The following is a 26,203-nucleotide window of genomic DNA, read 5'->3' as shown; positions in this document are numbered from 1 at the left end:
CGATGAGGAAGTCCAACGCCATCGGGCTGAGAGCGGCGCATGCACATCGATTGGGCCGCTCGTGAAATGAATGGATTGCCATGAGAAGAAATCAAGTGACTGCTGGCCGTGAAACTTTTGTCGATGTCGATGTCGATGTCGATGCACAAGCCCGCCGGGCGGTCGGTGACCGGGCCGCGCGCCGCGCCTTCGGGCTGCGTGCCTGCGGTGTCGGCCTGATGTTGCTGCTGCCGGTCGCGGGGTATGCGCAGGTGCCCGGTGCGCCCAATGCGCCCAATGCGGCGAATGTACCCAGCATACCCAGGGCCGGGCAGACCATGCGCGATCTCGAGACCGTGCGTCCGGAACTCCCTGCGCCGTCCAGTCTGGAGCTGGACCTGCCCAAGGCGGACGAGCGCAGCGTGCCCACCGCGTCCGCCGACCCGGGGATACGCCTGAAGGTGCAGGGCTTTCGCATCGACGGGAACAAGGTATTCGACTCGGCGCAACTGCTGCCCTTGCTGAGCGACCTGAACGGCAGCGAGCAGGACCTCGCAGGCCTGCGCGCGGCGGCGGACCGCATCACCGCGTATTACCACGCGCACGGCTACCTGCTGGCGCGCGCCTTCCTGCCGCCGCAGGATATCGAAGATGGCTTGATCCGGCTCGAAGTGATGGAGGGCAGGTACGGGCAGGTCGTGCTGCAGAATAAATCGCGCGCGTTCGACGGCGTGCTGCGCCAGCCGCTGTCGAGGCTCAGGCGCGGCGAGGCGGTGCATAGCGCGGAACTGGAAAGCAGCCTGCTGCTGCTCAACGATATCCCCGGCGCCGAGGCCAGGGGTACCTTGCAGTCCGGCACCGAGCCCGGTACCACCGACCTGCTGGTCGAGGCAGAGCCCGGGCCGCTGGCCGGCGGCAGTCTGGAGGCGGACAACTACGGCGGCTACTACACCGGCGAATACCGCCTGGGCGGCAGCTTCTACCTGAACAACCCGTTGCGGCTGGGGGACCAGTTGAGCCTGCGCGTGCTTGGCAGCGACAAGCGGCAGCGCTACTACCGCGCCGGCTACCAGTTGGCGGCCGGTCCCTGGTCCACACGCGTGGGCGTGTCGTACTCGGATATGGGCTATCACCTCGGCAAGAATTTCGCGGTGCTGGAAGCGCACGGCCGCGCCAGCATCCGCAGCGTCTTCGTCTCGCAGCCGCTGCTGCGCGGCCGCGCCTTCAACCTGAGCGCCCAGCTGCAGTACGACGACAAGCGGCTGCGCGACGAGATGGATCTCTTCGAGAGCAACGTCGGCAAGCGCGTGGGGCTGTGGACCGCTGGCGTGAACGGCAATGGCCAGGACAACGTATTCGGCGGCGGGCAGACCATGTTCTCGGCGAGCTACAGCACGGGACGGCTTCGCATCGACGATCCGTACACCGAGTTCATCGACCAGGTCAGCGCGAGAACCGGCGGCAGCTTCAGCAAGATGAACCTGAGCGCGGCGCGCCTGCAGCGGCTGAGCAATCGCTTCCAGCTCTATGCCCAGGCCAATGCGCAATGGGCGTCCGGCAACCTGGACGGCTCGGAGAAGTTCGGCATGGGCGGGCCCTATGGCGTGCGCGCCTACGCGCTCGGCGCCGGCAGCGGCGACCAGGGCTGGCAGGCCAGCCTGGAGCTGCGCTACGCGGTGGCCCCTGGCTGGCAGTTGAGCGCCTTCGTGGACAAGAGCGTGGTGGACACCAACAAGCAGCCCTGGACCAGGGAGCGCAATACGCGCCGGTTGACGGGGGCGGGCATCGGTGGCGCCTGGGCCGGGCAGGGACATCAGATCAGCCTGGCGCTGGCCTGGCCGCTGGGCCAGCGCGACGCAAGCGGGGGGCCGGTGCGCAGCCCCAGGTTTTGGGTTCAGGGCGCGCAGTACTTCTGAGCGCGCCGTGGACCGTGTCGGTGCAGTACCCGTGCTGCCGGGATGGTTGCAGCATTTCAATAACAAGGAAAGAGGTCAATATGAACAAAAGCTATGCACTGGTCTGGAATCAGGCCCAGGGATGCTGGAACGTCGCCAGCGAAGGGGCTCGCCGTCGCGGCAAGTCTGGCGGTGCCAGGCGCGTGATTGCCGCCGCTGTTGCACTGTTGGGGCTGGGGGCGCTTGCGCCGGCGCATGCCTTGCCGACCGGCAATGTGATCGTATCGGGCACCGGCAATGTCGCGTCCTTCAACAATGGCAAGGACATGTCGATCAACCAGTCGAGCGACAAGCTGATCATCAACTGGAACGGGTTCAGCGTTGGCGCGGGGGAGAGAGTCACCTTCAACCAGCCCGACAGCAACTCGATCGCGCTCAACCGCGTGATCAGTGCGAATGCCAGCAATATCCAGGGCCAGATCGATGCCAATGGCCGCGTTTTCCTGGTCAACCCCAACGGGATGGTGTTCGGGCAGACCGCCCAGGTCAACGTGGGCGGCCTGGTGGCCTCGACGCAGGACATCACCAACGCGGATTTCAACAGCGGGACCTACCGCTTTGCCGGCGGCGCGGGTGCGTCGATCATCAATGCCGGCCGGATTACCGCCGCGCCGGGTGGCAGCGTGGCGCTGCTGGGCACGACGGTGAACAACACTGGCCTTATCCAGGCGCAGATGGGCCGGGTGGCGCTAGGCGCCGGCAATGACTTCACCGTGAGCTTCGACGCCAGCAACCTGCTCAACCTGCAGGTGAATGGCGGCCTGGTAGGCTCGCTGGTGCAAAACGGCGGCCTGCTCAAGGCCGACGGTGGCCAGGTGCTGATGACGGCCCGTGCCGCCGGCAGCTTGCAGCAGGCGGTGGTGAACAATACGGGAATGATCGAGGCCAAGACCTTGCGCGGCAATGCCGGCAAGATCACGCTGGACGGCGGCAGCGCCGGCGTCGTGCGCGTGGCCGGCAACCTGAACGCCAGCGCGATGGCCGGCCCGGGCAACGGCGGCACCATCGAGACCCGCGGCGCCGATGTGCAGGTGCAGTTGGGCACCCAGGTCAACACCCAGGCCAATAACGGGCAGACGGGCACCTGGAAGCTCAGCGGGATGGATGTCAACGTCGGCCAGACCGCCGGCAGTGGCGAAATTACCGCATATAGTGACACGCTCTCGCGCAACCTCGGCACCACCAATATCGAGCTGGCCAGCACCGTTGGCAATCTTTTGGTCAACGCGCCGATCGAGTGGAGCAGCGGCAACAAGCTGACGCTGACCTCGGCTGGCGATGTCAATGTGAACGGAGCGCTGAGCGCCACCGGCGTCAACGCCAGCCTGGCCATGACCGCCGGCGACGCCAAGGATATCAACCTGAACAACAAGGTCACGCTCAGCGGAGCCGGCAACGGCCTGGCGTTGAACTATGGCCGTTCGCTGAACCTGAACAACGGCGCGGTGGTCACCTTGTCCGGGACGGGGGCGTCGTTCAGGTCGAACGGCTTTTCCTATAACGTGATCCAGAACCTCGCGCAGCTGCAGGGCATCAACGACAATCTGGGCGGCTACTACGTGCTGGGCAACAAGATCAGCGGCGGCAGCCTGAAGTCGATCGGCGGCGACTACGGCACGTTCTACGGCACCTTCGACGGCCTGGGCAATACCTTGAGCAATCTCAAGGTGACCAGCACCGGGCCTTTGTCCGGCCTGTTCTCGGCATCGTCCGGCAGCATCAGCAACCTCGGCCTGGCGGCGTTGACGGTCAACGCGACGTCTGGCAATGCCGGCGCCGCTGCGCTGGGCGGGCTGGTGGGGCAGAATTCCGGCACCATCTCCAACGTCAACGCCACTGGCGTATGCCTGTCTAGCAACAGCGGGCGGGCCCATTCAATGGGTGGCCTGGTGGGGAAGAACCTCATCGACGGCTCCATCGACCGCGCTTCGGTGAGCGCCTCCAATCTGTCCGGCAGCAACCTGACCCAGTCGATCGGTGGCCTGGTCGGCGAAAACGCGGGCAGCGTGACACGCAGCAGGTCGGATGCCAAGATCGGGGGATACATGCAGCGCACGGCCATGGGCGGCGTGGGCGGCCTGGTCGGGCTGAACGCCGGGCCTAACGCCTATATCGCCGATTCGTCCAGCCGGGGCACCGTCGGCACATCCAACGGCGGCCTGAACGTGGGCGGCCTGGTGGGCTACAACAACGGTGGCGTCATCGAGCGGGTCTTCTCCGCCGGCGACACAGGCTCTTCCAGCAACGCCGTGATCGGTGGCCTGGTTGGCCTCAACGACAGCGGCGGCCGGATTGCCGATGCCAGCACCAGTGGCCGCGTAGACGGCAGCGGTGCCGCGGCCATCGGCGGCCTGGTGGGGCAGAACCGGAACGGTAGCCTGATCAATGTCAAGACCAGCGGCCTGGTCAGGGATACTTCGGGCATCGATGTGGGCGGCCTGGCCGGCAGCAACGAGGGCGGCACCATCTTCGGCGCGGAAGCCACCGGCGCCGTGATCGGCGGCGCCAACAACCGCGTGGGCGGCCTGGTCGGCAGCAACTACAGCGGCACCATCCAGAGTTCGGTGGCGCGAGGCAAGACCTCGGGCGGCAGCAACAGCCACACCGGCGGCCTGGTCGGCTACAACGGCGGCAACCTGCTGGCGGTGGAAGCGAGCGGCGAAGTCTATGCCAACACCAACAGCTTTGTCGGCGGCCTGGTCGGCACCAACGTCGCCAGCAATGGCGCCGCGATCGTGTCGGGCGTAGCCAGCGGCAACGTCAAGGGTGAAAGCCGCAGCGTGGTGGGTGGCCTGGTTGGACAGAACCACGGCGCGGTCAGTGCTTCGTCGGCTTCCGGCACGGTCAGCGGTGGCAACTACGTGACGATGGGCGGCCTGGTTGGCCTGAATCAGGGCGAAGTCAATTACTCGACGGCCAGCGGCAAGGTCGACTTCGTGTCGAGCTACGCCCAGAGCTATGGTGGCCTGGTCGGTGTGAACTTCGGTCTCATGCAAGGCAACCGGGTTTCCGGCAATGCTGCCCTGCTGCCGCAGGCCGGCATCAACTACGGCACCATCATTCAGTAAGTTGCTGAAGCAGTCCACTGACCTGCCTGCCTAGCAGGCAGGCCCCTTGCGTGCCGTGTTTCGGCATGGCATGCAAGGGCATTTCAGTACCGCGCCATGGAACACAAGGACGGATATGCGTTGCTGGCGGCGCAGGTGGCGGGTCCTGTCGGCCGCGCGCACCATGGATTTTGACGCCACCTCGAAAGGCTGGCGAGACAGGGGGGGAGATGGAGAGCTGCATGAATACGAATGTACTGCCTATTGCCGGGCTGCCGGGAATTGCACGGGCGGCGCGCCAACCGGTACGCCTGTTCATTGCCGCGCTAATGCTGATGCTGGGGTTGGTGAGCGGCAGCGCCCAGGCACAATTTGAAAACCGCATGGCCATCAACTGCACGAACCCCAATCCGCAGGAGATCCAGCCGTGGACGGTCACCAATCCCCTGACCAGCAGTACGGCCATCGGCACGATCCTGATGGAGCGGCGGTTCGCGTTGTCGACGTCCTTCACCTTTGGTGCGACGTCGGCAGTGGTCGCTCACGATCTGGTCACGGGCGCCCACTGGGCAATGGGGTTCGGGCCGCCCGTCGGTGCGGATGGCATTGTGCCAACGAATATTGACGGCATCGGCTTCAAGTGGGAAGCACTATCGTCGGACGGTGTCGCCAGAACCCTGCGCAAAGAGGCCGACCCGCTTGCCGTCGAGAAGATCGATGTCTTGTTTCAGCCCAATCTGGGGATAAAGACCGGGTCCACCATCGCCAGCTACAAACAGTACCTGGTGCTGACCAAGGACCCGAATGCGCTCCCCCCGGGCGAGATCAAGGTGACCCATGTTGCGGGTGGTCTCCAGGTGAAGATCTATGCGGCGGATTTTCTGAAGTCGGTGGGAGTGAGCCTGGGCAGCACGTTCCATGTGCCCACCTTGGGCCCGGGATGCCATCAGTCCATTACCTACGACAGCACGGGTATCGTCGGCATTGGCGGCGGCCCGCCGCCCCCGATTCCGAACAAATGCGATGTGGTGGCCAATCAGATCATTCCGGTCGATCTGGGGAGTATCCCCATCGATCGGTTCAAGAAGCTCAACGACACTTCCCCGCCGAAGCACTTCGAGATCGCCCTGAGCAATTGCGCGGCCAACGCCAAGCCCACGATCAGCTTCAGGGACAAGGCGACGCCGCCCAATGCAGACAAGACGGTGTTGCGGCTCAGCGCGCCGGGCGGGCAAAGCCTGGCCCAGGGGTTCGGCATCATCATGACGCGCGAGGATGGCAGCCGGGAGCGCATCGCCTATGGCGATCCGGGCGCTGCCAAGAAGTACGAGATGACGCTTGACAAGCCGGGCAGGACAGCAAAGCTCCCGCTGTCGGCGCAGTACATCCGCACCGGTGGCGACGCCGAGATCAAGGCCGGCTATGCGGGAGGCTCCGCCGAATTCACCTTCACTTTCCCCTGAGGATGGTGTCCAGAACCAGGTTGGCAACGCTGCGCTGACCATATGAGCGCCATCAGATGAAATCGAGGCGCTACCTCACCCGAGTCCACGCATCGTCGCGGTACTGGCCGCGGCCGGCTCAATAACTTCCTGCGCTTTACCGTGGGGCTTGGGTCGGCGTGGTACTCGGATTTAGGAAAATCGAAAAAGATCCTGCTGTGGGAAGTCGCATGACGCGCCTCGCTTGGTGTGTGGCTTTTTTCGCCATGGCGCTGGTAGCGATGAGGCAGTCGGCTCTACTAGCCGCGAAATTGGCAGAGAAATACGCATGGCCGCTCATCGAGCAGTGGCACGGCTGTTGGGACATCAAGCATTGTTCGGTGTCATGGCGGGGCCAAGCCGCGATCGTCCTTTTTTTGGTCGGCCCTGCTGTGGCTTGGGCATCGGCGGGGTGGAAGTACTCGCGTCAGCCGACTGCCGGGAGGTTCGCTTGGACAATGCTCTCGCTGTTGGCAGGCACTGCCCTGTTCTATCTGGGGTACTACGCCTTGATTTGGTGACGTGGATAATTCATGGCCACCAACCATCGGCTGCCGTCCACGTTTGCCCTTGGGGTAGTACGGCTCGACAGCCGCAATCTGGCGCGACCACGGCACCACGCTTTCCATCTCCGTCAGGAAGCGCTGGCGTCGCGTCCCCCGTTTGTTGCCGTGGCTTTCCGCTTCCGTAAAACTGATCTGTCGCTTGGAAAGCGTTGATTCGGTGTTTTCTACCCACCGATGGCGTAGCACTGTGACTTTTTGTAGCGGGCGGTTTGGAGCGTACTTTGTGCCCTTATACTGCGCAGGTCGTTGCAAACACAGCGACCGGGTTTGACAGCCTGCTAAGAACGCGGACATGTGCCTCTATATGGCTTTTGTTCGTCTTGCCTTTGCGCGCCCCTACGGGCGGGCCTGGGCGGGGGAGCTTTCGAGCTCACCGGTTCCTTCTTTCCGGCTGTCAACCCCATTTGACAGCGGGGAGCGGGTTGACATCGCTTAAGTAGGAGGCACACCCATGCCCCAGTCTTCGCTCGCCCATCCCGGGCAAATCGTATCCTCCAAGCCAGCCATCCTCTGCCAGCGCCTGCGCGCCTCCCAACGGAGGGCGCCCGATGCATAGGTATCCGCACTACAACATCACCGCCCAGCGCGCCGGGCGCGACACCTTCCTCACGGCCCACGCGCCTTCCGAAAGCCCGCTAAGCCTCGCCGCGGAAAAAACCGCGCAACTCAACGCGCTGCTGTCGGTGGCGGTCGAGAACGCCGCCGGCGGCTCCTTGTGCAACATCACCGAGGATACGCAGAGCCATCTGCTTTCGCTGGCGGCCGTGCTCGCGCATGAAACGCTGGTGTTGAGCGAGTTGGCCGCGCAGGACGATGAGGGGGAGGGTGGCGATGGATAGTGGGTAGACTGCCAAGCGCAGACGTAGATGAAGTCCAAAACCCGGAGCCGATTGGGTCGCTCAACTCTCGTCGTCTGCCAAGGCCTCGCGTGTATCCATTGCAGCCTTCTTTAGCGGCCTATCTTGGGCGGATTGGATGGCAATCCCTTGCCAACATCATGCCAGGCTAACGCGAGCCACGGGTGCCTGGGCGTGATCAGCGGCCTTCGCCAACATCGTTCTGCGCAAACTGGACTGCAAGGCCGATCGCCCGTAGGCTGTATCCGTTCACCTGCCAGCCACCCCCGGTCCTCTGCGGATGATCGGGGCCAAACGGTATCGCCAGGATCCTGAGCCCCGCCCAGGGGATCTCAATGCGCGCCGATGGCCGCACGTCGATCAATATGTCGTCCCGATGCAAGCCACCCCGCGTTTCGGAGTAAGGCTGTGCGATGGCACCCCAACGGCGTAGCCAGGCACACAGGTGCGTGGCGACCTCCCTCACGTCCGAGCGCACGTACACCACGCCAGGCCGTAGTTGAGGCATCTCGATATCCGGTGCATCGATGGACAACGAGAAGGGCAACGTAGCCGAGAAGAGGCTTCCGAGCCCAGGCTCGCTTACCACCTGGATAGCGCCGCCCATCAACTGGGCAAGCCGATGGCAGATCGAAAGCCCGAGTCCAGAACTGGCGGCCGGCTGCCGGCTGCCGCTTGCCTGATAATACGACTCGAAGATGCGCTCCTGGCTTTGCGCGGCAATGCCGACGCCGGTGTCCGCCACTTGCCACATCAGCTCGACGCCTTCCGGCCGGGTTGCCACCATCCGCGCGCGCAGCACCACCCGGCCCATCTGCGTGAACTTGATGGCGTTGCTCAGCAGGTTGTTCAGGATCTGGCGCACGCGAACCGCGTCGCCCAGTACGCTCCCGGGAATGTCCGCATCGATACAGGCGTAGATGAGCAGGCCCTTGCCTTGCGCGCGCGCAGCGTACGAGCAAAGCACGTCTTCCGTCAGGTCGAGCGGCGAGAAGGCAGCCGGTTCGAGCATCAGGCTCCCGGCTTCGATCCTCGAGATGTCCAGCGCGTTATCCACTACCTGCAATAGTGAAGCCGAGGCCCCTTCGATGGCCTTGATGTACTCCCGCTGCTGCCCTGACGCGCCGCTCAAGGCCAGGAGCTCAAGTGTTCCCAGGATGCCGTAAAGTGGCGTACGAATTTCATGACTCATGGTGGTCAGGAAAACGGTCTTGGCCTCATTGGCGGCTTCCGCCCGTTGAATGGCCAGCTGCGTTGCTGCTTCCATTTCCTTGTGGGCGGTGATGTCGCTGAACGCGCAGATCACCACGTCTTCGCCCTGGTAGCGCGCCGACGCGAAAGATACATAGACGCTGCGGCCGTCATGCAGCACCAGTTCGCGGCCGGTGCCCGGATGGCGGTCATTGGACAGTGCGGCTTCGCGCCACGAGACGTCGGGATCAAACCAGCTTCGCGCCAATCCGTTGGCAAGTGGCACGTTGCCGTCGCGGCGGCGAAGCACACACAATGCCACCGGTGCCGCCTCGATAATGGATCGGCTAAACGCTTCGCTTTCAATCAGGCTGTCAAATTGCCGCTGCGCCGGCCGCACCTGGTGCCGATTGATATACACGATGCCGATGCCCATGCCGATGATCAGCAGAACGAAGCCCCCCAGTGCCAGCCGGATAGCCGGCATGCATGCGTTCAGCAGCGCGCTCGCACGAATGACATACACAACACGCCAGCCGTCGTCGCCTACCGCCTTGCTGAGCGTTAGGTACTTGGGTATTGGGCCCATTCCGTATCGAATAAACGCATCCTCGCGCGTCATTCTCGCCAGATCGCGCCTTAATTCGGCATCTCCCGTGCTTTCGAGAACAACGTTATCCTGACGGTCCAGCAGCATATAGCTTAGGCCAGGCTTGGACAGCAGAAGACCCGGCTCGACATTGTCCAACGCCAATCCAAGCCAGCCGGCTGTTTTCTCGCCAGGATCGACCCGGCCAAACATGTAAAGACGGTGATGCGTGCGATCGCTGGCCCAGATAATCGACCCGGTGTCAGCCGATTGCGCGTGCCGCGCAACCAGCATGTTTGTCACCTCGGGCGAGAGAGCCTCCCGGATTCCACGGCGGTCGCTCTCCAGCCCTACCTGAGTGGACTTGGCAGCGGTCCAGTAGACCAGATGGGCGCCTGAACGCGCGATGGCGTCCCTGTCCCGTTCAGTCACATACAAGGTCCAGCTCTTCCCGGCTTGCCGATCGATGGCGAGCGAAATCCCTTCGATGCGATGGGCCGCGCTTGTCGGCAACTGGACAGGCTCGCCGCTGCCTTCGGATATGGAGTCGATCAAGGATCTCAGCAGCGAGCTACGTCGCCCCAGGAAAATCTGCGCGTTATACGCCGCAGCATTCATCTGGCGCCGATAGGCAGAAATACTTCTCTCGAATTGAGACTCCAGGTACAGCACCGCGGCCATGCCCGCGCACAGCAGCAACGTCGCTGCCAGGAGATATAGCATCACAACGGCTACGCGCGGCGGCGATATCTTGACGCTACGGCGCCCAGCACGAAGTCGGTGGAAATGCATGATTGAATATTGCCGTCGATCGGAATTCTTTCCTATCGGACAATTCTCAATCTTTGATTTCAGCAGTGATTTGCCATAGCCCCCCATCCCCCCCGCAATGCCGCTGGCAAGACCCCGGAGTGTCGTTATCCACGCAGCGACTTGACGGTCTCCACTGCAGCGGTATCCTCGTTGGCAGGGGCAAACCGAAATGCGAACGCGTACTCGTACAGCTCGCGGTCGTTCGCAAGGCCCAGTTTTTTCATGCCCGCAATGCGCTGCGTGCTCACGGTCTTGACGCTGCGCCCCAGCGCCGTGGCGATCTCACCGACGGTCATGCCTCGCGTATAGCGGCGCAGCACTTCGGTCTCCCGTGCCGAAATGCAGTCGTTGGCAAAGACGTCGATCGGCTCCTCCGCCATCCGGGAGTGAGCCATCAACTTGCGCACCGATTGCGCGATGTACATTCGCCCTCGCGCGACGGCCCGGATGGCAGCCGCGATCTCCCTGGCCGGGTCGCTCCTCAGCAGCAGACCATGGGCACCCGAGACGATCATGGCTCGCAGGACCAAGGGGCTGGATACCTTCGTGATGATCACAACCTTCAAGCGAGGACAGGTGCCATGCAGAAGATCCAGCAATGCGATATTGTCGTCATGTCGCCGGCCCGGACGATGAAAGGCGCAGAGCAGGACATCGGCCCTGGCTCTGCCCGGCCACTGCATCAGTTCGGCGGAATCCACGGGTTCTCCAACGATCTGGACTTCATCCATCAGCGCTAACACCTGGCGCGTCTTTTTCCGCGACGTGGAATGGTCATCCGCAAGAAGCACTCTGATTGGCACAACTAAGCCCTCCGATCAACGAATCTGTGTAAAACCGATCCGGCGCCCGGCGGACCGTGCCCGGCGCGGCGCGCCCCGCTCCGTAGAGCCGGCCCATCCGGGATGCCGCGACCATCCACTACACGTTGGCCTGCACTCGGATGAACGGCTCCCGGATATTCGGTCTCGGAAATCTCTGGCGCGGCGGCGGCCGCGTAGCCGCCGGCTGGCAGCAGCACACACAGGCTGGCGCGGCCGGCCTGGCGGGCCACTTCGATTATTTCGGGCGATCGGTATGGCAAGGGGTTGTAAATCTCCAGCCGCGTAACAGCGGCACGGCAAATAACGATGACCGGAATGGCGTAGCAATATCTCGCCCCTGCTTCAAGGCGGCAGGGCCTGACAGCAAGCCAATCCTCCTGCGGGTAGCGGCAAGGCGTGACCCAGATCAATCGGGGGCGGGCAAGACCTTCCGATGGCTTGGTTACATGAAAGTGCATATTGGCCGCCAAAGCCCCGGTATGGATCGCATGTGTCAGCAGATATTCGCCAGAATTCCCCGGTAGCGACACAGGACAGTTCTTGTTTTCGGTAAAAATAAATGAATTGAGATTATCGCCACGCTTAACAACGCATGTGAGATCGGGTGCCCGCCAGTGCAAGTCAGCCTCTCATCAAGGTCAGGTGTGGCCCCATTCGAAAAATCCATCCCGAGTTGGTCATCTGGTGTGCACAAAGACCTTAACCTCATCTGGAACGCGCGCTGTTCTTTGCGCGCGTCAGATATCGAGATTCTGTCTATCTTGAAATTACAATTCTTTTTCGCTAATAAAATTGTAATAAAGTATACAAAATACTTAAATTATAATGAATTTGGAATTGTGATATTGTCGGCTTGGAAATTAAAGAAAATAGGCTTCTACGGTGCGGATGAAGTCAGGGAAGTTATCCGGCGCGCACCTGCCAAGTGGTGGGGATTCTTGCGTCGTTCTGGTCGATGATGATCAACCATCCCCGCTAGCCAGCCGCCCGGCGGCTGTCAATGTCGAACTGGCTGTGTGCCGGCTCGTTGCTGCAGAACCAGATTATTCTGGTAGAAGAGGCGTGATGACTTCAGTATTCTTGAGGTCGTCGGCATCAACATTCCCTGGTGATGCCGACTCCCGATTCCGGCGAGGATTCCCCCCCCTCTGCCCGGACTTCTACCCACCCAAGCGACCCTCGCGGGCAGCTTGGGTTTTTTTTGTGCGCCCGGCAGGGCGCATCCATAGCGCCCCGCTACTGAAAAAGCTCGGTAGCAATGCAGAAGGTAATGAGCTGCTGGTCGGTTGTGACACCGAGCTTCTGCATTGCTGCCACCTTGTGGCCACTCACGGTCTTGATACTGCGGTTGAACTGCCTGGCGATGTCCTGAACCGATTCCCCGCCAACGAAATGGCGAAGCACTTCATATTCCCGCGGCGACAGCGTCTTGATTCGCTCGCCAATGGAATCCGACCCCGAGTTCTCGCGAAGAGACCCCTGGAGGGATGCCGGAATGTATCTGCGGCCACTCCGGATCGCGAACAGGGCGGCGAGGATGTCGTTGAGAGAGTCGCCCTTGAACACCACGCCGTGCACGCCGGTATCGTAAAGGGCCGATACGATGATCGGGTTGGTGAGCATTGTCAGCACCAGCAGCTTGACGCCGGGGAACGTCCTGGCCAGGTATGCGATGAGCTTCAGTCCATCCCCGAAGACCGGATCACCGGGCATGGCAAAGTCGGTGACAATAATATCCGGACGGGCAAGGGGAATCTTGGCGATCAGGTCCGAGGGGCCCGAGGCGGAATCCACCACCACGAAACGCAGGTCCCGTTCGATGACTTCGCGTATTCCCATGAGTACCAGGGGATGATCGTCCGCTAAGATGATTTTGGTCTTTTTCATGGAGTTCAAAAAATCGGATAAAGGGAAGCCGCCGCCTGGTCGATTGTCAAAACTCAGCGAGAATGGCCTCGATCTGCGAGGCAACCAGCGTTATGCCTGCCTTCTGCTTTTGCTGAAGGCCTTCGCTGCGAATGTCTTCCTCCAGGGCTTCACAGTATTTCACGAGTCTGAACAATTTTACGGTAGCAAGTGCTCCGCGGATACGATGCAACGTATCCAGGGCAGTGTCGGTGGACGAATTCACGCTTGCTCGATTGAGCGCCGTGATATCGCCACGCATGGTCTCGGAGAATACGTCGCGGAACCTGAGCGGCACGATCCCGATTTCATCATGGCTGGCCGGGGACTCCGGGACTGCCTCCGGCGCGTGCCGTATGACCGCAGGCGAGCGCAGATGAGACCGTAGCGCCCCCAGGTCAAATGGCTTGACCAGCCAGGACGTCATGCCTGCGTCCATGCAGCGTTGCTCCTCTTCGCGCATCGCATTGGCGGTGATCCCGATAATAGGGCCCTCGTAGCCTTGTTGTCTCAACGCTTCGGCCAACTCGTAGCCATTTGCCCTCGGCATGTTGATGTCCGTGATCACGACATCGAACAGATCGGGGTGCCATCGGGCCAGCGCATCCACCCCATCGCAGACCAGGACAACCAGGCAGCCGATTTGTTCAAGTTGCTCCTTCAGGATCATGCCGTTGATAGCGTTATCCTCGGCCACGAGGACCCGAAGCTGTGCGCAGGCAGCGAGCGGCTCCGCCTGCCTGTCAACTGGCTCGGATATACCCGGCACCGCGAGGGCGATGGCGCTGCCGATCGCTTGAATGCTGTGCGCACTCAGGTAGCCACGTCCCGCCGACAACGCCGCGTCCGCCGCGGCAGGCTCGCTGCCGGCAAACAGATAATTCCCGGTCCAGCCCTCGGGCACCGGGTAGGCGACGAGAAGGTCCAGCACACGCACGTGCCGCGCAGCATCGACAGGAACATCGTCTGCCGTGTGCGTGGTGGCCCCCCAGCGCTTCAGCCATGCGCACACATTGTCGGTCAACTCCTTGCTCGGGGATCGCACGTAGACGGCTTCCCCCGTCAGCACGGGCGCTTGCGACGGTACCTGCACCGCAGCGTGCGACAAGGGGAGCATCAGCGAAACGCTGCTTCCCAGGCCAGGATCGCTGAACACCCGGATGTCCCCATGCATCAGCCTTGCCAGGCGCATGCAGATGGACAAGCCCAATCCGGCGCCGCTTACCGTATGCATATTGCTGTCGATCCGGTAGAACGGGGTGAAGAGTTCCGCTTGACGTTCCCGCGCGATCCCGACCCCCGTGTCCACCACCTGGAACACGAGCGTCACGCCATCGCGCTCTGCTGAATCTTGCCGGACGCGGAGAATCACGTGACCGGTTTCGGTAAATTTGATGGCGTTGCTCAGGAGATGGTTCAGCATTTGCTGAATCCGCATGGTGTCGCCACGCAGGTGCTCAGGCAGATCGGGCGCAACGCAGGCGTACAGGAGCAGGCCCTTTTGCCGGGCGCTGGCGGCAAAGCGGCTGACGCTAGCCTCCACCAGCGATAGCAGGCAGAAGTCGTCCGCCTCGACTGACAGCTGCCGCGCTTCGATCTTGGCGATATCCAGGACGTCGCTGATGATTTGCATCAGTATTTCCGACGAGTTACGGATCGTCTGGACATACTGCCTCTGCGCGTTGCCGAGGCCGGTGAGATCCAGGAGTTCCAACGCGCCCATTACGCCATACAGCGGCGTCCGGATTTCGTGGCTCATCGAGGCCAGGAAGGTGGTCTTGGCCTCGCTCGCGTTGTCGGCGTCCTGCTTTCCCTTGGCCAGGGCGCGTTCGATTTCCTTGCGTGCGCTGATATCGGCAAACGCGCACAGCAGCACGGCTTGACCACGGTAGCGGGTCGGCGCGAAAGCCAGGGAGAGCGGCCTGCTGCCATCGCCCCGGATTTCCTCGATCGCGCCGGGCAGGGTAGCAGCAAGCACTTGCGTGGCCTGGGAGGCATTGTCGAGAACGCACTGCAGGTCCTGGTGCGTATCCAGGTCCGGATCCAGGTCCGGATCCAGGCCCGGGTCCAGGTTCAGCCATTGCTTTGCCAGATGGTTGCCGCACAGCGCCGTTCCGTCCGCCCGGTTGTAAATGCACAGCGCCACAGGCGCGGTCTCGATGAGCGCGTGGATGAATGAGTCGGTTTCCGCCAGCCGCTCGTGCGCCCGGCGCGCCGGCACTACCACGCGCCGGTTGTGCCAGCGGACGAAGGACAAACCGCCGCCCAGCCCGAATAGCACCAGCATTGCGAGGATGACTGGCAGGCCCTTGTTATGGCGGAAGAAGGTCGGATAGCTGATGCGATATAGCGCGTGCCACGAGCCGCTCGGGTCCTTTAGCCGGAAGTACAGTCCATCGGCGGCAAAGCTAACGCCATCCGCCTTCGATGCGGGCATCGGCGCCTTGCCTGCAAAGGCGGTGCGGGCCTTGTCTTCCAGCCAGAAATCGTCGTAGCCGGGTGTTTCCAGAGAACCCCGAACACTGCCAATGCTATCCAGGTTCAACAGCGCGGCAGCGTAGAGCGTATCGTTCCCGGATTGCGTCTCTCGCGGTATGGCCGCCGCGGCATCAAGAGGCAGGACGGCGAGCATCTTGCCTGCCCCCCCGGCCGCCGGATCTGCGCGGAGCCAGCTGACAGCCTCCGATGCAACGTCGCGCCCGCCTGCGTGCGTGCCGGCATGCTGCGAGCCCATCGAGAACACTACGCCGTACTCCTCGGACCTGTTGTCCGAATTGGAGCGGAACGCCTGCATGCCGACACTGGTATCGGCGTGCGTCGCGATCAGGAAGACATCTGCCGGAGGATGTTGGGATGCTGCCCAGTACGCGCTGTAGTAATCGAAAAAAAATGTGCCAAACCGGAGTACGGATCTGTCTTGCGGAGGACAGTCCGCCGTGCCCCTGCAGGCAATGCTGAACATGACCGACGTGCGCGGAACCCGCGCCTCGAACAGCATCACGCCGCCATGGACGCTCGAATCGATGCGCCGCAGCTTGACATCGCCCGTGTAATCATCGGGATGCAAGCTCTGGACTCGCGTGCGCAGGCGTATCAGGAAGGCCTCCTGCTCCCGGATATAGCCAGTGAGTCTGGAAAAATGGATGGCGATCCGTTCTTCCTGATCCTCCACAACGCGGAACATGCCCCAGCCAAGCGTGCCGGCCAACATCAGCGCCAACGGAATGACGACGAACAGGACGAGACTCAGTTGCCTCTGCATGCGGGCAAGGTGGCGGATCGGACTGCTTTCCATTAGCGCGGCAGGTGGTGAAAGGCATCGTGTCTGCGATGGATACCCGGGGAAATTGGAAACCTCTACGGCAGCACCACGCTGCAGCCCGGTGTGGCCGGCATCGCGCACACGCCAAAGGACGGAGAATGGCCTGCTCTGCCCCGAGCAATACATAAGCGTCACTGGACGTGTCACTGAAAGTGGGGCAACTCGATGTGTACACCAGATCCGACGATTGCTCAATAGCCCCGGATCATATCCCGGCATGCAGGAAGGGCCCGGACGATGCCAGTTGACGGCAGATCGTGATGGCGGCAGCGGGGCTCCGGCTGACTTGCGTGGCGGATCGGCAAGGTGACTGTGGTGACTGCTGCGCTGGCGAGGACCTGTGCTGAGCTTGCAGCCTTCTTTCTCTGCTGATCTTGGAGCCTATCCACGGGACTCCCTGCAGAATTTACGCCAAGTCCTTGGCGTGCTAGATTGGCGCCTCGATGTCTTGCCATCACGGAGCCGACCCATGCGAACGCCAACAAGGCAGCAAGCCTATGACGAGGCGAAGCGATTTATCGAGGCCATCGGCCTGCGAGATGCGCAGGCGCTACGGCACAAGTTTGGCATTTCCAGCGCAGTGGCCGAAGAGATATTCGAGTGCATCGATGAATACTTCGATGAGGGGGTGATCCTATCCATTGCGCCACTGGAGGTGGCCTTTGATTCGCGTACGCAGAAAAGGCCATGCATTGATGTCTATGAAACCAATGGAAAGGCATTAGGAATGGAGTGTGTACTCTTTGAAAATGGCAGGCCCGGTGAGGCTATTCTCCATATTGAAGTTTCAGAAGACAACGAAAAACTGGATCTGTACTACAAGTACATTGGATCTTGATGGGATTTCTGGCTTGATCTCTTCAAGTTCTCGACGCTTCGGGCAAGCCGCTATCCAAGCAGTGGCGCATCGACCTCTACCTGCCGTTCGAAAGCTACAACCCGCCATATGGGCGCACGCGGCATCCGCTTGACGCAGCACGCACCCCAGGCGGGTCGTCCGGTGGCGCTGACAGCCGCCTCAAGCCGCCTCAAGCCGCAGCGAGCGCTGCGCCCGCGGGCTTCCAGACCGCGCCGGCATAAAACTCCGCGCCAAAATCCGCCGGCACGTCTCCACGAATCCGCTGCTCATGTAGCGCCAGGTCGGCCAGCAGCAGATCCCGGCTGATGCGGGCGACCGAGGCGGGAATATCGCGCCGCATGCTGGGCACATCGCCCAGCGGCACGCCGACGCTGGCAAAGCCTGCTGGGTTATGCACGTGGAGATTGCGTAGCCACGGCGCGGCACCCGGTGTTTTCTCAAGGTACTCAAGGCCGCTGCCCAGATAAGGCGACGCGGCGAGTTCGTCGTCGCGCGCATCGGCCGGAGGCTGGTAGCGGTCGCGCCAGCGCAGGATATGCGGCGCAATGTCGGCCAGTTCCGCCCGCGCCGACGGATCCACCAGGTAGCCCGTGCCGGCAATCGCAAAGTCGAAGCGAAGGGTCTGCCCTTGCACCTCGGTGACGATGCGGCCGGACTCCACTTCGGCGGCGCACAGTGAGGTGCTCAGGTGCAAATGGAACTGCGGGAATTTGAGCACCCGCTCCACCGAGTCGGCCGGTGGCGTGGATCCGGCGCGCCGATAGCGGATGGCTTGCTCCCAGCGCGTGGCATCGGGCAGGGCGTGGTAATTGTCGTAAAGGCCGGGGTAGGCGCGCACGCGCGATACCGGCGTGGCGGCGATATGGTCGCGGCGCGCGAACAGGTGCACGGCGGCCGCGCCGGATTCCAGCGCCACGGCGGCGGCGTCGAAGGCGGAGGCCGCCGCGCCCAGCACGGCTACCGTCTTGCCACGCAGCGCGCCGAAGTCGATGGCATCGGCCGTATGCGCGGCCAGCCCGGCGGCCACGGCCTGCGACAACACAGCGGGCACGAACGGCGCGCCATTGCCGGCCACGCCATTGGCCAGGATGACCTTGCGCGCAGTCTCGACGCGCGGCTGCCCATTCACGTCAAGATGCAGCCGGAAGTGCTGCAGCGCGGCGCCGGTTACGGGCTCGATGCGTACCACACGCGTGGCGTAGCGCACCGGCACGCCGAGGAAGTTGCGGTACCAGTCCAGGTAATCGGCCCAGTCCAGGCGCGCAATGCGGTCGATGGCGGCATAGGCCTCGGCGCCGTGCCGCGCTTCATACCAGGCCTGGAAGCCCAGCGTCGGCAGGCCGAGCTCCGGCCCGACCAGGTTCTTGGGCGTGCGCAGCTTCTGCATGCGGGCGCGCGTGCGCCAGACGCCGGCCAGCGCACCGTCTGGCGCGGCGTCGAGCACCGTCACGCGGCCGATGCCCGCGCGGCGCAGCGCGAAGGCATAGGCGCTGCCGCTCTGGCCGCCACCAACGATGGCCATGTTGTGGTCGATGCCGGCATGGTCCGGCACCCAGTTGTCGGGCGCGGGGCCGAGCAGGCGCAGCGTTTCGCGCGCGAGGAAATCGGGATCGGAGCCGGGGAAGGAAGAGGTTGTCGTCATGCTGCAGCGGCAAGGGTTGAGGCGGAGGGCCTGGAGGAAGCGGCTGGATGCGCGGGGCGCTTGAGCCCAAGGTGCTCGCGCAGCGTGCGGCCGTCGTACTCCGCGCGGAACAGGCCGCGGCGGCGCAGCTCAGGCAGCACCAGCGCGATGAAATCGGTGAGTCCGCCCGGCAGCACCGGCGACATGATGTTGTAGCCGTCGGCGCCGTATTTGCGGAAGCGCTCTTCGAGCTGGTCGACGATCTGCCCGGGCGTGCCGATCACCTGCCAGTGGCCGCGCGCACCCGCAACGCGCTGGTAAAGCTGGCGGATGGTCAGGTTCTCGCGCCGCGCAAGGTCGATCACCAGGCGCTGGCGGCTCTTGCTGGCATTGGTCTCGGGCAACTCGGGAATCGGGCCGTCGAGCGGATAGCCTGACAGGTCGAAGCCGCCCGTCAGGCCAGACACCAGTGCCAGGCCGACCACCGGGTCGATCAGCGCTTGCAGTTGCTCGAATTTCTCTTTGGCTTCGCTTTCACTCTGGCCCACCACCGGGAATACGCCGGGCAGGATCTTCAGGTCATCCGGCTCGCGCCCGTAGCGGGCGAGCCGGCCTTTGACGTCAGCGTAGAACGCCACGGCATCCTCCACCGTCTGCTGCGCCGTGAACACGGCTTCGCCCGTGCGTGCGGCCAGTTCCTTGCCGGCTTCGGAGGAGCCGGCTTGCACCACGACCGGATGGCCCTGCGGCGTGCGCGACACGTTGAGCGGCCCCTGCACCGAGAAATGCTTCCCCTTATGGCCCAGCACATGGCGCCTGGCGGGCTCGTAGTAGCGGCCGCTGGCCTTGTCGCGCAGGAAGGCATCGTCCTCCCAGCTGTTCCACAGCCCGGTGACCACATCGGCGAACTCCGCCGCGCGCTCGTAGCGCTCGGCGTGGGCGAAATGGTGGTCGCGGTTGAAGTTGCGCGCTTCGTGCTCGTTGGATGAGGTGACCAGGTTCCAGCCGGCTCGCCCGCCCGAGATATGGTCCAGCGAGGCGAACTTGCGCGCCACGTGATACGGCTCGTTGAAGCTCGTCGAGGCGGTGCCGACCAGGCCGATGCGCTGCGTCACCGCAGCCAGCGCGGACAGCAGCGTAATAGGCTCGAACTGCGCCTGGTAGCTGTGCGCGGTACGGCTGAGGAACTCGACATCGTCGCCGCGCGTGCCTACGCCGTCGGCCAGGAAGACCAGATCGAACTTCGCCGCCTCGGCGGCCTGGGCGAGCGCGATGTAGTGCTTGAAGTCGATGCCCGCGTCGGCCTTGGCATCGGGATGGCGCCAGGCGGCGATATGGTGGCCGCTGGGGTAAAGGAAGGCGCCCAGGCTGAGGAAACCGCTACGTTGAGCCATGATTGCTTATCGATTGCTTATCGGTTGTTGAGGGATATCAGGCGGCTATGCGTGTGCCTTGCCGGCCCTGCGGCCGTGCCAGCCCCAGGTGCTCGCGCAGCGTGCTGCCTTCGTACTGCGTGCGAAAAATGCCGCGCCGCTGCAGGATCGGCACCACGCCGTCGACAAAGTCCTGCAGCCCGTCGGGCAGCGCATCGGGCATCAGGTTGAAGCCATCGGCCGCGCCGTGGCGGAACCAGTGCTCGATGTCGTCGGCAATCTGCTCGGGCGTGCCCACGATCACGCGGTGGCCGCCGCCGCCCGCCAGCTCGCGGATCAGTTCGCGCACGGTGTAGCCATGGCGCCGCGCCAGCGCGAGCGTGGCGTTGAAGAAGGTGTGGTTGCCATTGCCGTTGGCGGGCAGGGCGAGGTTGTCCGGCAGCCGCTCGTCCAGCTTCAGGCGGTCCGGCGTGATGCCGAGCGTGCCGGCCAGCCGCGCCAGGCTGTAGTCCCAGGGGATCAGGTCGATCAGCTCGTCGCGCCGCCGGCGGGCCTGGGCTTCGGTGGCGCCGATGATGGTGGTCAGGCCGGCCAGCACCTGCACGGCATCGGGCCCGCGCCCAAGCGCTTGTGCGCGCGCCTTGAGCTCGCGCCCGTAGGCCAGCGATTCCTCGAACGATTGGGATGCCGAGAACACAGCCTCGGCATGGCGTGCGGCCAGCTCGCGCCCGTCGGCGGAGCCGCCGGCCTGCACCACCACCGGATGGCCTTGCGGCGAGCGCGGCAGGTTGAGTGGCCCCTGCACGCTGAAATGCTCGCCCTGGTGCGCAATCGGCTGCACCTTGGCGGTGTCGACGAAGCGGCCCGATGCCTTGTCGCCGATAAAGGCGTCGTCCTCCCAGCTGTCCCACAGGGCCTTGACCACGGACGTGAATTCGGCCGCCCGCGCATAGCGCTGCGCGTGGTCCGGCGCCGCATCGCGCCCGAAATTGCGCGCCGACGGCACATCGGCCGTGGTGACCACGTTCCAGCCGGCGCGCCCCGCGCTCACATGGTCTAGCGTGGCGAAGCGCCGCGCGATGTTGTAGGGCTCGTTGTAGCTGGTGGACGCCGTGCCGATCAGGCCGATATGCGTGGTCGCTGCCGCGATGCTGGCCAGCAGCACCGTGGGTTCCAGCGCCGGGATCGGGCGGAAATGAATCTGGTCGACGATAGCGGCGTTGTCCGCCAGGAACACCGCGTCGAGCCTGCCGGCTTCGGCGATCTGCGCCACGCGGATGTAGTGCCGCACGTCGGTAAAGGCGGCGGGATCGCTGTCGGGCAGCCGCCACGCCGAGGGCACGAAGCCCGAGTGCAGGATGTTGATGTTGAGGTGGAGCTGGCGCTGGCGCGCCCCGTTCGATGCACTCATTGGTAGGTCCCCGGTTCCGGATGGCCTTCGCCCAGCACCCAGCGGCCGACATTGCGGGTCTTGTACTCGGACGGGTTGTGCAGGGTATGGATGCGCACGTTGCGCCAGAAGCGGTCCAGGCCGGTCTTGCGCACCGCCGAGCGCGCGCCCGTGACCTCGAAGATCTCGCTGGAGACCTGCAGCGCGACCTCGCCGGCCAGCACGTTGGCCGCCGCAATGGCCACGGCTGCTTCGCCGCGCTCCTCGGCGCTGAGCGCTTCGCCGCGTGCGATCACGGCGTCGAGCGCGAGCAGCGCGCGGTCGGCCAGCGCGGTGGCGGCCTGGGTCTTGACCCAGAGCTCGCCGTATTGCCGGCGCACCCACGGGTCGTCCACATGGCGCTCCACGCCAGAGTGAATCCATGGGCGCGACTCATGCACCGTGTATTCACGCCCGGCGCGCAGCGCGCCTTGCGCCGTGCCGATGAACACATTGAGCAGCACGCTTTGCTGCTGCAGCGGCGTGACCGTGCGGTAGGGCTCGGCCGGCGCGCCGGTGGGGTTCAAGGGCACCGGCTGCCCGAGCACTTCGCTCTCGTGCACGCGCACACCCTGGTAGGTGACGCGGCCACTGCCGGTCTGGCGCTGGCCGATGCCGTCCCAGTCGTCCTCGATCACGATGCCTGCGCGGTCCGCGGGAATCGCGGCAAAGCGGCGTTCGCCGCTGTCGGCGTCTTCCCAGGCAATCGCCAGGAAGTCGGCCACGTGCGAGCCGGAGGTGAAGGGGCGATAGCCGTCCAGCACGAACCACTCGCCATCGCGCCGTCCAAACAGGCTCCTGGAAAAGCTGTTCGCCGTGTTGCCCCAGAACCAGTTGCCTTCGGCCGAGCGGCGCCACAGGCTGGCGGCCTTCTCCGGTGCGTTGCGCAAGCGCGGGCTCAGCAGGCTGCTGTAGTGATAGCCGAACAGATGGCCGAGCGAGCCGTCCACCTGCGCGAACAGGCGCGTGATGCGCAGCACGGTCGACCAGGTTTCGCCCTGGCCGCCGACTTCGCGCGGCAGCAGCAGCGTAAGCAGGCCGTGTTCCTTGAGCAAGCGGATCTGCTCGGCGGGTTTCCCGCCGGCCTGGTCGCGGGCGATGGCGTCGTCGGCGAAGCGCTCGCGCAGCGAGACCGCGCGGGCGATGAAGGGGTTGCCGGTGTCCGGCTCGAACAGCGCGGGCGCTGGTTCGCCCGGCGTGTGAAGAAAGGCGACGTTGGCGGTCATGTTGGGTCTCGGTCGGTAGCCGTCATCGAAGGCTCAATGCACCTTGGCAAAGCCATGGCGCTCCGCCAGCAAGGCAAGGATGCGGCGGGTATCGGTGACGAAGCGCAGTCCGCCATGCCGCTGGGCGTCGGCAGGTGCCGGCGCGGCGTCGCCCAGGATCAGCACCGGCAGGCCCTGGTGCGCCTCGCCCAGCAGGGCGGCCACCGCCTCGCGCGGTCGCGCAAACGGCTCGCGTGAAATGTCCAGGCGCGCTGCCAGTGCGGGCGCGCTGGCCAGCAGGCCTTCGATCGGCAGGCAGTCCGGGCAGACGAAGTGTTCGCCGGGATGCTTGGGGTCGGTAAATCCGGGTTGCAGCAGGAACAGTCGGTCGCGGCTCATGATGTTTGGTGGGGTCGGCAGGTTCGGCGGGGTCAGCGATAGATGGCAGGCGAGGGGAACTCGCCCGTGAGCAACCACGTGCCCACCGTGCGCTTCTTGTACTCGGCCGGGTTGTGCAGCGTGTGGGTGCGCACGTTGCGCCAGAAACGGTCGAAGCCGTTGGCGTTGGTGGCCGAACGCGCGCCCATCACCTCGAAGATCTCGTTCGATACGGCCAGGCCGGTTTCCCCTGCGTACAGGTTCGCGGTAGCCAGCGCGATGGCTACCGGCCCGCGCTGCTCCAGCGTCAGCGCCTGTCCGTAGCCGTAAATGGCATCCAGGCTGCGCGCCGCCTGGTCGGCCAGCTCGGTTGCCGCCAAGGTGCGGATGGCAAGCTCGCCGTATTTGCGCTGGACCCACGGATCATCGACATGGCGCTCCACGCCTGAGTGGATCCATGGGCGCGACTGCGTGGCGGTATAGGCGCGGCCTTCGTCGAGCGCGCCCTGTGCCGTGCCGACAAACACGTTGAGCAGCACGCTTTGCTGCAGCAGCGTGGTCAGCGATGCGAAAGGGGTGAGCGGATCGTCGGGTTTGCCGAGCAGTTCATCGTCGCGTACCAGCACGCTGTTGAACGTCACGGTGCCGCTGCCGGTCTGGCGCTGGCCGATGCCATCCCAGTCATCCTCGATCACGATGCCCGCGCGATCGGCGGGCACCACGCCCATCAGGCGTTGGCCCAGCGCGTTCTCCCATGCCAGCTGGATCACGTCGGCCACATGGCTGCCGCTGGAGAAGGGCCGGAAACCGGTGACCACCCAGCCCTCGTTGCCGGGGGCGCGCTGTGCACTGGACGTCTTCGACAGCGCATTGCCCGAGTTGCTCCACAGCCATTGCGCCTTGGCGGCGGCGCGCAGCCAGCGCTCCTGCTGCGCCGGCGTGCCGCGCGCCTGCACGGCGTGCACGGGCAGATGGTGGTAGCCGAAGAGGTGGGCCAGCGAGCCATCGGTACGTGCGAATTCGCGCACCACGCGCAGCAGTGAAAGCCACGAAGCACCGCCCCCGCCGTAGGCCGTGGGAATGCCCGCTGAAAGCAGGCCGCTTTCCTTGAGCAAGCGGATTTGCTCGGTAGGCCGGCCGCCAGCCTTGTCGCGGGCGACGGCATCGGTATGGAAGGTCTCGCGCAGTACCACCGCGCGGGCGACGAAGGGATCGTTCAGATCCGGGTCGAAGTTGGACATGCCGCGTTGTCTTCTCGAAGTTGCACCCGAGAGACGATAGAGCAAGGCTTGCGCGCCACCAACGAAGCAAACCGCGCTTGCATATCCACTTTTGTGGATGGCCTTGCGCCGCGAGCCGGCGTACTTCCTTTGGCCCGGCCGCGCGGGCATGGCCGGGCTATGGCGCTATTGATCCTGCAACGCCGGCACCCTGGCTTCCTTTCCCGTTTCGGCGGCGCTATAACCGTCACCCTTCCACTCGATAAGGCAGAGCCCGTGGCCAAAAGGGTCGGACAGCATCGCCTGCCGCCCCCAGGCGAAATCCTGCGGCCAGTCCTCCAGCTCGGCGCCGGCTTCCAGCGCACGCTCCACCGCGCTTTCCAGGTCCGCCACCACGAAATCGAGATGCGCCGGCGTCCAGTGCCGGCGATCGTCGCGCCGGCCGTCGGCGCGCGTGCTGGGCCTGGTGCCCGGTGCCTTGGCCAGCAGGTAGATCGGCGCGCCGCCGCCCAGCATTTCCGCCACGGAGCCGTCGAACAGCTTGCGCGCCAGGCGCAGGCCAAGGCCGTGCTGGTAGAAGCGGATGCCGTGCGCGAGGTCGTCGACGTCGATATTGATCAGCAATTGCATCGCGGTCTCCTGCTTGGAATGGGGGGCGCGGCCCGCAAGGAAGCACTTCGCCCGAAGATCAGGATTGTGCGCCGGCACTCCTGACACGTACTGTCAGGAGTGTTCTACTCGGCGCCTGTGACGCGCAAGGCTGAAAGCGGCCCCGGGAGGGCCCCCGGAGGGCCTCAGGCGCGCATTGGCGCCAGCAGGGCATCGACCACGGGTGCCAGCGCATCGCCCAGCGCGATGTGGTCGGCGGCGTCCAGGTGCACGCCGTCGACTTCGCTGCTATGGATGACCGTGCCGGTGTCGAACCAGTCGCAGCCGCGCGCGCGGCAAACTTCCTGGAAGGCTTGCGCCAGCCCCGCGCATTTGTGCTCGCCGCCGGCAAACTTCGGCGCCAGCGGCCCGCGCGGCGTGGTGATGGGCGGGGGCACCAGCACCAGCACCGGTGGCACGGGCATGCCCGGCTCGATGGGTGCGCCGCGGATGGTGTCGAGCAGGGCGCCGATGCCTTGCGCGGCGTGCCAGGCGTTATGTGGGTGCATGGACTGGAAATCGTTGCTGCCGAGCATCAGGATCACCAGCGCCAGTGGCGCGTGCATCTCCATGCGCTGCGCCAGGCCCTGGATGCCGTTGCGGCCCGGCTTGAAGGGATCGTCCCAGACCGTGCGGCGGCCGTTGAGGCAGTCTTCCAGTATCCGCACGGTGCGCTGCCCGCCGGCCTTGGCACCGTTCAGTGCAAGCTCCAGCCGGCCGGGCCAGCGCACCGGCCAGGGCAGGCGCTGCCGCGTGCCCGGCACGATGCCCCACGATAGCGAGTCGGCGTAGACCAGTACCTGCAGCGGATCGATGGCGCTAAGGACGTCGGTTCGTGTGTCGGGAGACGGCAGGGCGCTCATGGGTGGGCTCCGGGAAGTTTTGCTGCGGACCTTGGCACAGACCTTCATAATATCGGCTAACTATAGATCGGGAGAGTT

Annotated in this window: 18 protein-coding genes and 1 pseudogene; 6 read left to right on the top strand and 13 right to left on the bottom strand. The window is 64.3% G+C overall.

The genetic code is table 11. The features are described 5' to 3' along the window. Positions 1-80: 80 nt before the first annotated feature. The 3 genes from AC07XB_RS03950 (at position 81) to AC07XB_RS03940 (ending at position 6,444) form a co-directional block, all read left to right on the top strand. Positions 81-1,895, top strand: a complete 1,815-nt coding sequence (locus AC07XB_RS03950) for a ShlB/FhaC/HecB family hemolysin secretion/activation protein (protein WP_492826404.1) — start codon at positions 81-83, stop codon at positions 1,893-1,895. A gap of 80 nt (positions 1,896-1,975) precedes the next feature. Beyond that, on the top strand, positions 1,976-5,002 hold the full coding sequence (locus tag AC07XB_RS03945; RefSeq protein ID WP_492826403.1) for a two-partner secretion domain-containing protein: 3,027 nt from the start codon (positions 1,976-1,978) through the stop codon (positions 5,000-5,002). Positions 5,003-5,223: 221 nt separating this feature from the next. Next, positions 5,224-6,444, top strand: a complete 1,221-nt coding sequence (locus AC07XB_RS03940; protein WP_492826401.1) for a fimbrial protein — start codon at positions 5,224-5,226, stop codon at positions 6,442-6,444. A gap of 563 nt (positions 6,445-7,007) precedes the next feature. Here the strand turns inward: AC07XB_RS03940 and AC07XB_RS03935 are convergent. Then, a pseudogene (locus AC07XB_RS03935) lies at positions 7,008-7,214 on the bottom strand (hypothetical protein); the annotation flags it as partial. A gap of 362 nt (positions 7,215-7,576) precedes the next feature. Between AC07XB_RS03935 and AC07XB_RS03930 the strand changes: the two are divergent. Continuing rightward, on the top strand, positions 7,577-7,867 hold the full coding sequence (locus tag AC07XB_RS03930) for a hypothetical protein (RefSeq protein ID WP_492826399.1): 291 nt from the start codon (positions 7,577-7,579) through the stop codon (positions 7,865-7,867). Positions 7,868-8,063: 196 nt separating this feature from the next. Here the strand turns inward: AC07XB_RS03930 and AC07XB_RS03925 are convergent, their stop codons facing one another. The 4 genes from AC07XB_RS03925 to AC07XB_RS03910 all read right to left on the bottom strand — a co-directional run bounded on the left by AC07XB_RS03925 (position 8,064) and on the right by AC07XB_RS03910 (position 16,502). After that, positions 8,064-10,388 carry an ATP-binding protein gene (locus AC07XB_RS03925; RefSeq protein WP_492826397.1) on the bottom strand — a complete coding sequence of 775 codons (2,325 nt, stop codon included), beginning with the start codon at positions 10,386-10,388 and terminating at the stop codon, positions 8,064-8,066. Between the two features lie 194 nt (positions 10,389-10,582). Beyond that, on the bottom strand, positions 10,583-11,209 hold the full coding sequence (locus AC07XB_RS03920; protein WP_492826395.1) for a LuxR C-terminal-related transcriptional regulator: 627 nt from the start codon (positions 11,207-11,209) through the stop codon (positions 10,583-10,585). Between the two features lie 1,329 nt (positions 11,210-12,538). Further along, complete coding sequence (locus AC07XB_RS03915; protein WP_492371661.1) at positions 12,539-13,189, bottom strand: response regulator; 651 nt, start codon at positions 13,187-13,189, stop codon at positions 12,539-12,541. Between the two features lie 46 nt (positions 13,190-13,235). Beyond that, a complete protein-coding gene (locus tag AC07XB_RS03910; RefSeq protein ID WP_492826393.1) occupies positions 13,236-16,502 on the bottom strand; it encodes a hybrid sensor histidine kinase/response regulator in 3,267 nt (1,088 codons plus the stop codon). A 496-nt stretch (positions 16,503-16,998) separates the two neighbouring features. Between AC07XB_RS03910 and AC07XB_RS03905 the strand changes: the two genes are divergently transcribed. Together AC07XB_RS03905 and AC07XB_RS03900 are read left to right on the top strand one after the other, a co-directional pair. Next, on the top strand, positions 16,999-17,367 hold the full coding sequence (locus tag AC07XB_RS03905) for a hypothetical protein (RefSeq protein ID WP_492826391.1): 369 nt from the start codon (positions 16,999-17,001) through the stop codon (positions 17,365-17,367). Between the two features lie 68 nt (positions 17,368-17,435). Beyond that, the gene (locus AC07XB_RS03900) at positions 17,436-17,609 is read left to right on the top strand and encodes an amidase family protein (protein ID WP_492826511.1); all 174 of its coding nucleotides are present in this window, start codon (positions 17,436-17,438) and stop codon (positions 17,607-17,609) included. Here AC07XB_RS03900 and AC07XB_RS03895 read toward each other — a convergent pair. The 8 genes from AC07XB_RS03895 to AC07XB_RS03860 form a co-directional block, all read right to left on the bottom strand. Continuing rightward, entirely contained in the window at positions 17,558-19,030 is a 1,473-nt protein-coding gene (locus AC07XB_RS03895; RefSeq protein ID WP_492826390.1) for a SidA/IucD/PvdA family monooxygenase, read from the bottom strand. The genes AC07XB_RS03900 and AC07XB_RS03895 overlap by 52 nt on opposite strands. Continuing rightward, positions 19,027-20,403 (bottom strand): LLM class flavin-dependent oxidoreductase, encoded by a 1,377-nt coding sequence (locus tag AC07XB_RS03890; RefSeq protein WP_492826388.1) that lies wholly within the window; start codon positions 20,401-20,403, stop codon positions 19,027-19,029. Before AC07XB_RS03890 ends, AC07XB_RS03895 begins: the two co-directional genes overlap by 4 nt. 37 nt (positions 20,404-20,440) lie before the next feature. Then, positions 20,441-21,793 (bottom strand): LLM class flavin-dependent oxidoreductase, encoded by a 1,353-nt coding sequence (locus tag AC07XB_RS03885; protein WP_492371666.1) that lies wholly within the window; start codon positions 21,791-21,793, stop codon positions 20,441-20,443. Next, positions 21,790-23,037, bottom strand: coding sequence for an acyl-CoA dehydrogenase family protein (locus AC07XB_RS03880; protein ID WP_492371667.1), 1,248 nt, complete (start codon positions 23,035-23,037; stop codon positions 21,790-21,792). Before AC07XB_RS03880 ends, AC07XB_RS03885 begins: the two co-directional genes overlap by 4 nt. Before the next feature lie 33 nt (positions 23,038-23,070). Further along, on the bottom strand, positions 23,071-23,415 hold the full coding sequence (locus tag AC07XB_RS03875; RefSeq protein WP_492371668.1) for a DUF3088 domain-containing protein: 345 nt from the start codon (positions 23,413-23,415) through the stop codon (positions 23,071-23,073). 32 nt (positions 23,416-23,447) lie between these two features. Then, on the bottom strand, positions 23,448-24,635 hold the full coding sequence (locus tag AC07XB_RS03870; RefSeq protein ID WP_492371669.1) for an acyl-CoA dehydrogenase family protein: 1,188 nt from the start codon (positions 24,633-24,635) through the stop codon (positions 23,448-23,450). Positions 24,636-24,800: 165 nt separating this feature from the next. Then, positions 24,801-25,244: a VOC family protein gene (locus tag AC07XB_RS03865; protein WP_492371670.1), complete on the bottom strand. Its 444-nt coding sequence runs from the start codon at positions 25,242-25,244 to the stop codon at positions 24,801-24,803. Positions 25,245-25,408: 164 nt separating this feature from the next. Then, positions 25,409-26,125, bottom strand: a complete 717-nt coding sequence (locus AC07XB_RS03860; protein ID WP_492826385.1) for an SGNH/GDSL hydrolase family protein — start codon at positions 26,123-26,125, stop codon at positions 25,409-25,411. Positions 26,126-26,203 lie beyond the last annotated feature (78 nt).

This window comes from Cupriavidus sp. GW821-FHT02F09 (genome assembly GCF_059421605.1).
This window is presented reverse-complemented; position numbering and strand designations above follow the sequence as displayed.

What these genes read in the sequence shown, in the direction of transcription:
- AC07XB_RS03930 (WP_492826399.1), top strand. Translation starts at nt 7,577, where the DNA reads ATGCATAGGTATCCGCACTACAACATCACCGCCCAGCGCGCCGGGCGC.
- AC07XB_RS03950 (WP_492826404.1), top strand. Translation starts at nt 81, where the DNA reads ATGAGAAGAAATCAAGTGACTGCTGGCCGTGAAACTTTTGTCGATGTC.
- AC07XB_RS03925 (WP_492826397.1), bottom strand. Translation starts at nt 10,388, where the DNA reads ATGCTATATCTCCTGGCAGCGACGTTGCTGCTGTGCGCGGGCATGGCC.
- AC07XB_RS03940 (WP_492826401.1), top strand. Translation starts at nt 5,224, where the DNA reads ATGAATACGAATGTACTGCCTATTGCCGGGCTGCCGGGAATTGCACGG.
- AC07XB_RS03875 (WP_492371668.1), bottom strand. Translation starts at nt 23,415, where the DNA reads ATGAGCCGCGACCGACTGTTCCTGCTGCAACCCGGATTTACCGACCCC.
- AC07XB_RS03860 (WP_492826385.1), bottom strand. Translation starts at nt 26,125, where the DNA reads ATGAGCGCCCTGCCGTCTCCCGACACACGAACCGACGTCCTTAGCGCC.
- AC07XB_RS03890 (WP_492826388.1), bottom strand. Translation starts at nt 20,403, where the DNA reads ATGGCTCAACGTAGCGGTTTCCTCAGCCTGGGCGCCTTCCTTTACCCC.
- AC07XB_RS03905 (WP_492826391.1), top strand. Translation starts at nt 16,999, where the DNA reads ATGCGAACGCCAACAAGGCAGCAAGCCTATGACGAGGCGAAGCGATTT.
- AC07XB_RS03920 (WP_492826395.1), bottom strand. Translation starts at nt 11,209, where the DNA reads ATGGATGAAGTCCAGATCGTTGGAGAACCCGTGGATTCCGCCGAACTG.
- AC07XB_RS03865 (WP_492371670.1), bottom strand. Translation starts at nt 25,244, where the DNA reads ATGCAATTGCTGATCAATATCGACGTCGACGACCTCGCGCACGGCATC.
- AC07XB_RS03870 (WP_492371669.1), bottom strand. Translation starts at nt 24,635, where the DNA reads ATGTCCAACTTCGACCCGGATCTGAACGATCCCTTCGTCGCCCGCGCG.
- AC07XB_RS03895 (WP_492826390.1), bottom strand. Translation starts at nt 19,030, where the DNA reads ATGACGACAACCTCTTCCTTCCCCGGCTCCGATCCCGATTTCCTCGCG.
- AC07XB_RS03880 (WP_492371667.1), bottom strand. Translation starts at nt 23,037, where the DNA reads ATGACCGCCAACGTCGCCTTTCTTCACACGCCGGGCGAACCAGCGCCC.
- AC07XB_RS03885 (WP_492371666.1), bottom strand. Translation starts at nt 21,793, where the DNA reads ATGAGTGCATCGAACGGGGCGCGCCAGCGCCAGCTCCACCTCAACATC.
- AC07XB_RS03915 (WP_492371661.1), bottom strand. Translation starts at nt 13,189, where the DNA reads ATGAAAAAGACCAAAATCATCTTAGCGGACGATCATCCCCTGGTACTC.
- AC07XB_RS03910 (WP_492826393.1), bottom strand. Translation starts at nt 16,502, where the DNA reads ATGGAAAGCAGTCCGATCCGCCACCTTGCCCGCATGCAGAGGCAACTG.
- AC07XB_RS03945 (WP_492826403.1), top strand. Translation starts at nt 1,976, where the DNA reads ATGAACAAAAGCTATGCACTGGTCTGGAATCAGGCCCAGGGATGCTGG.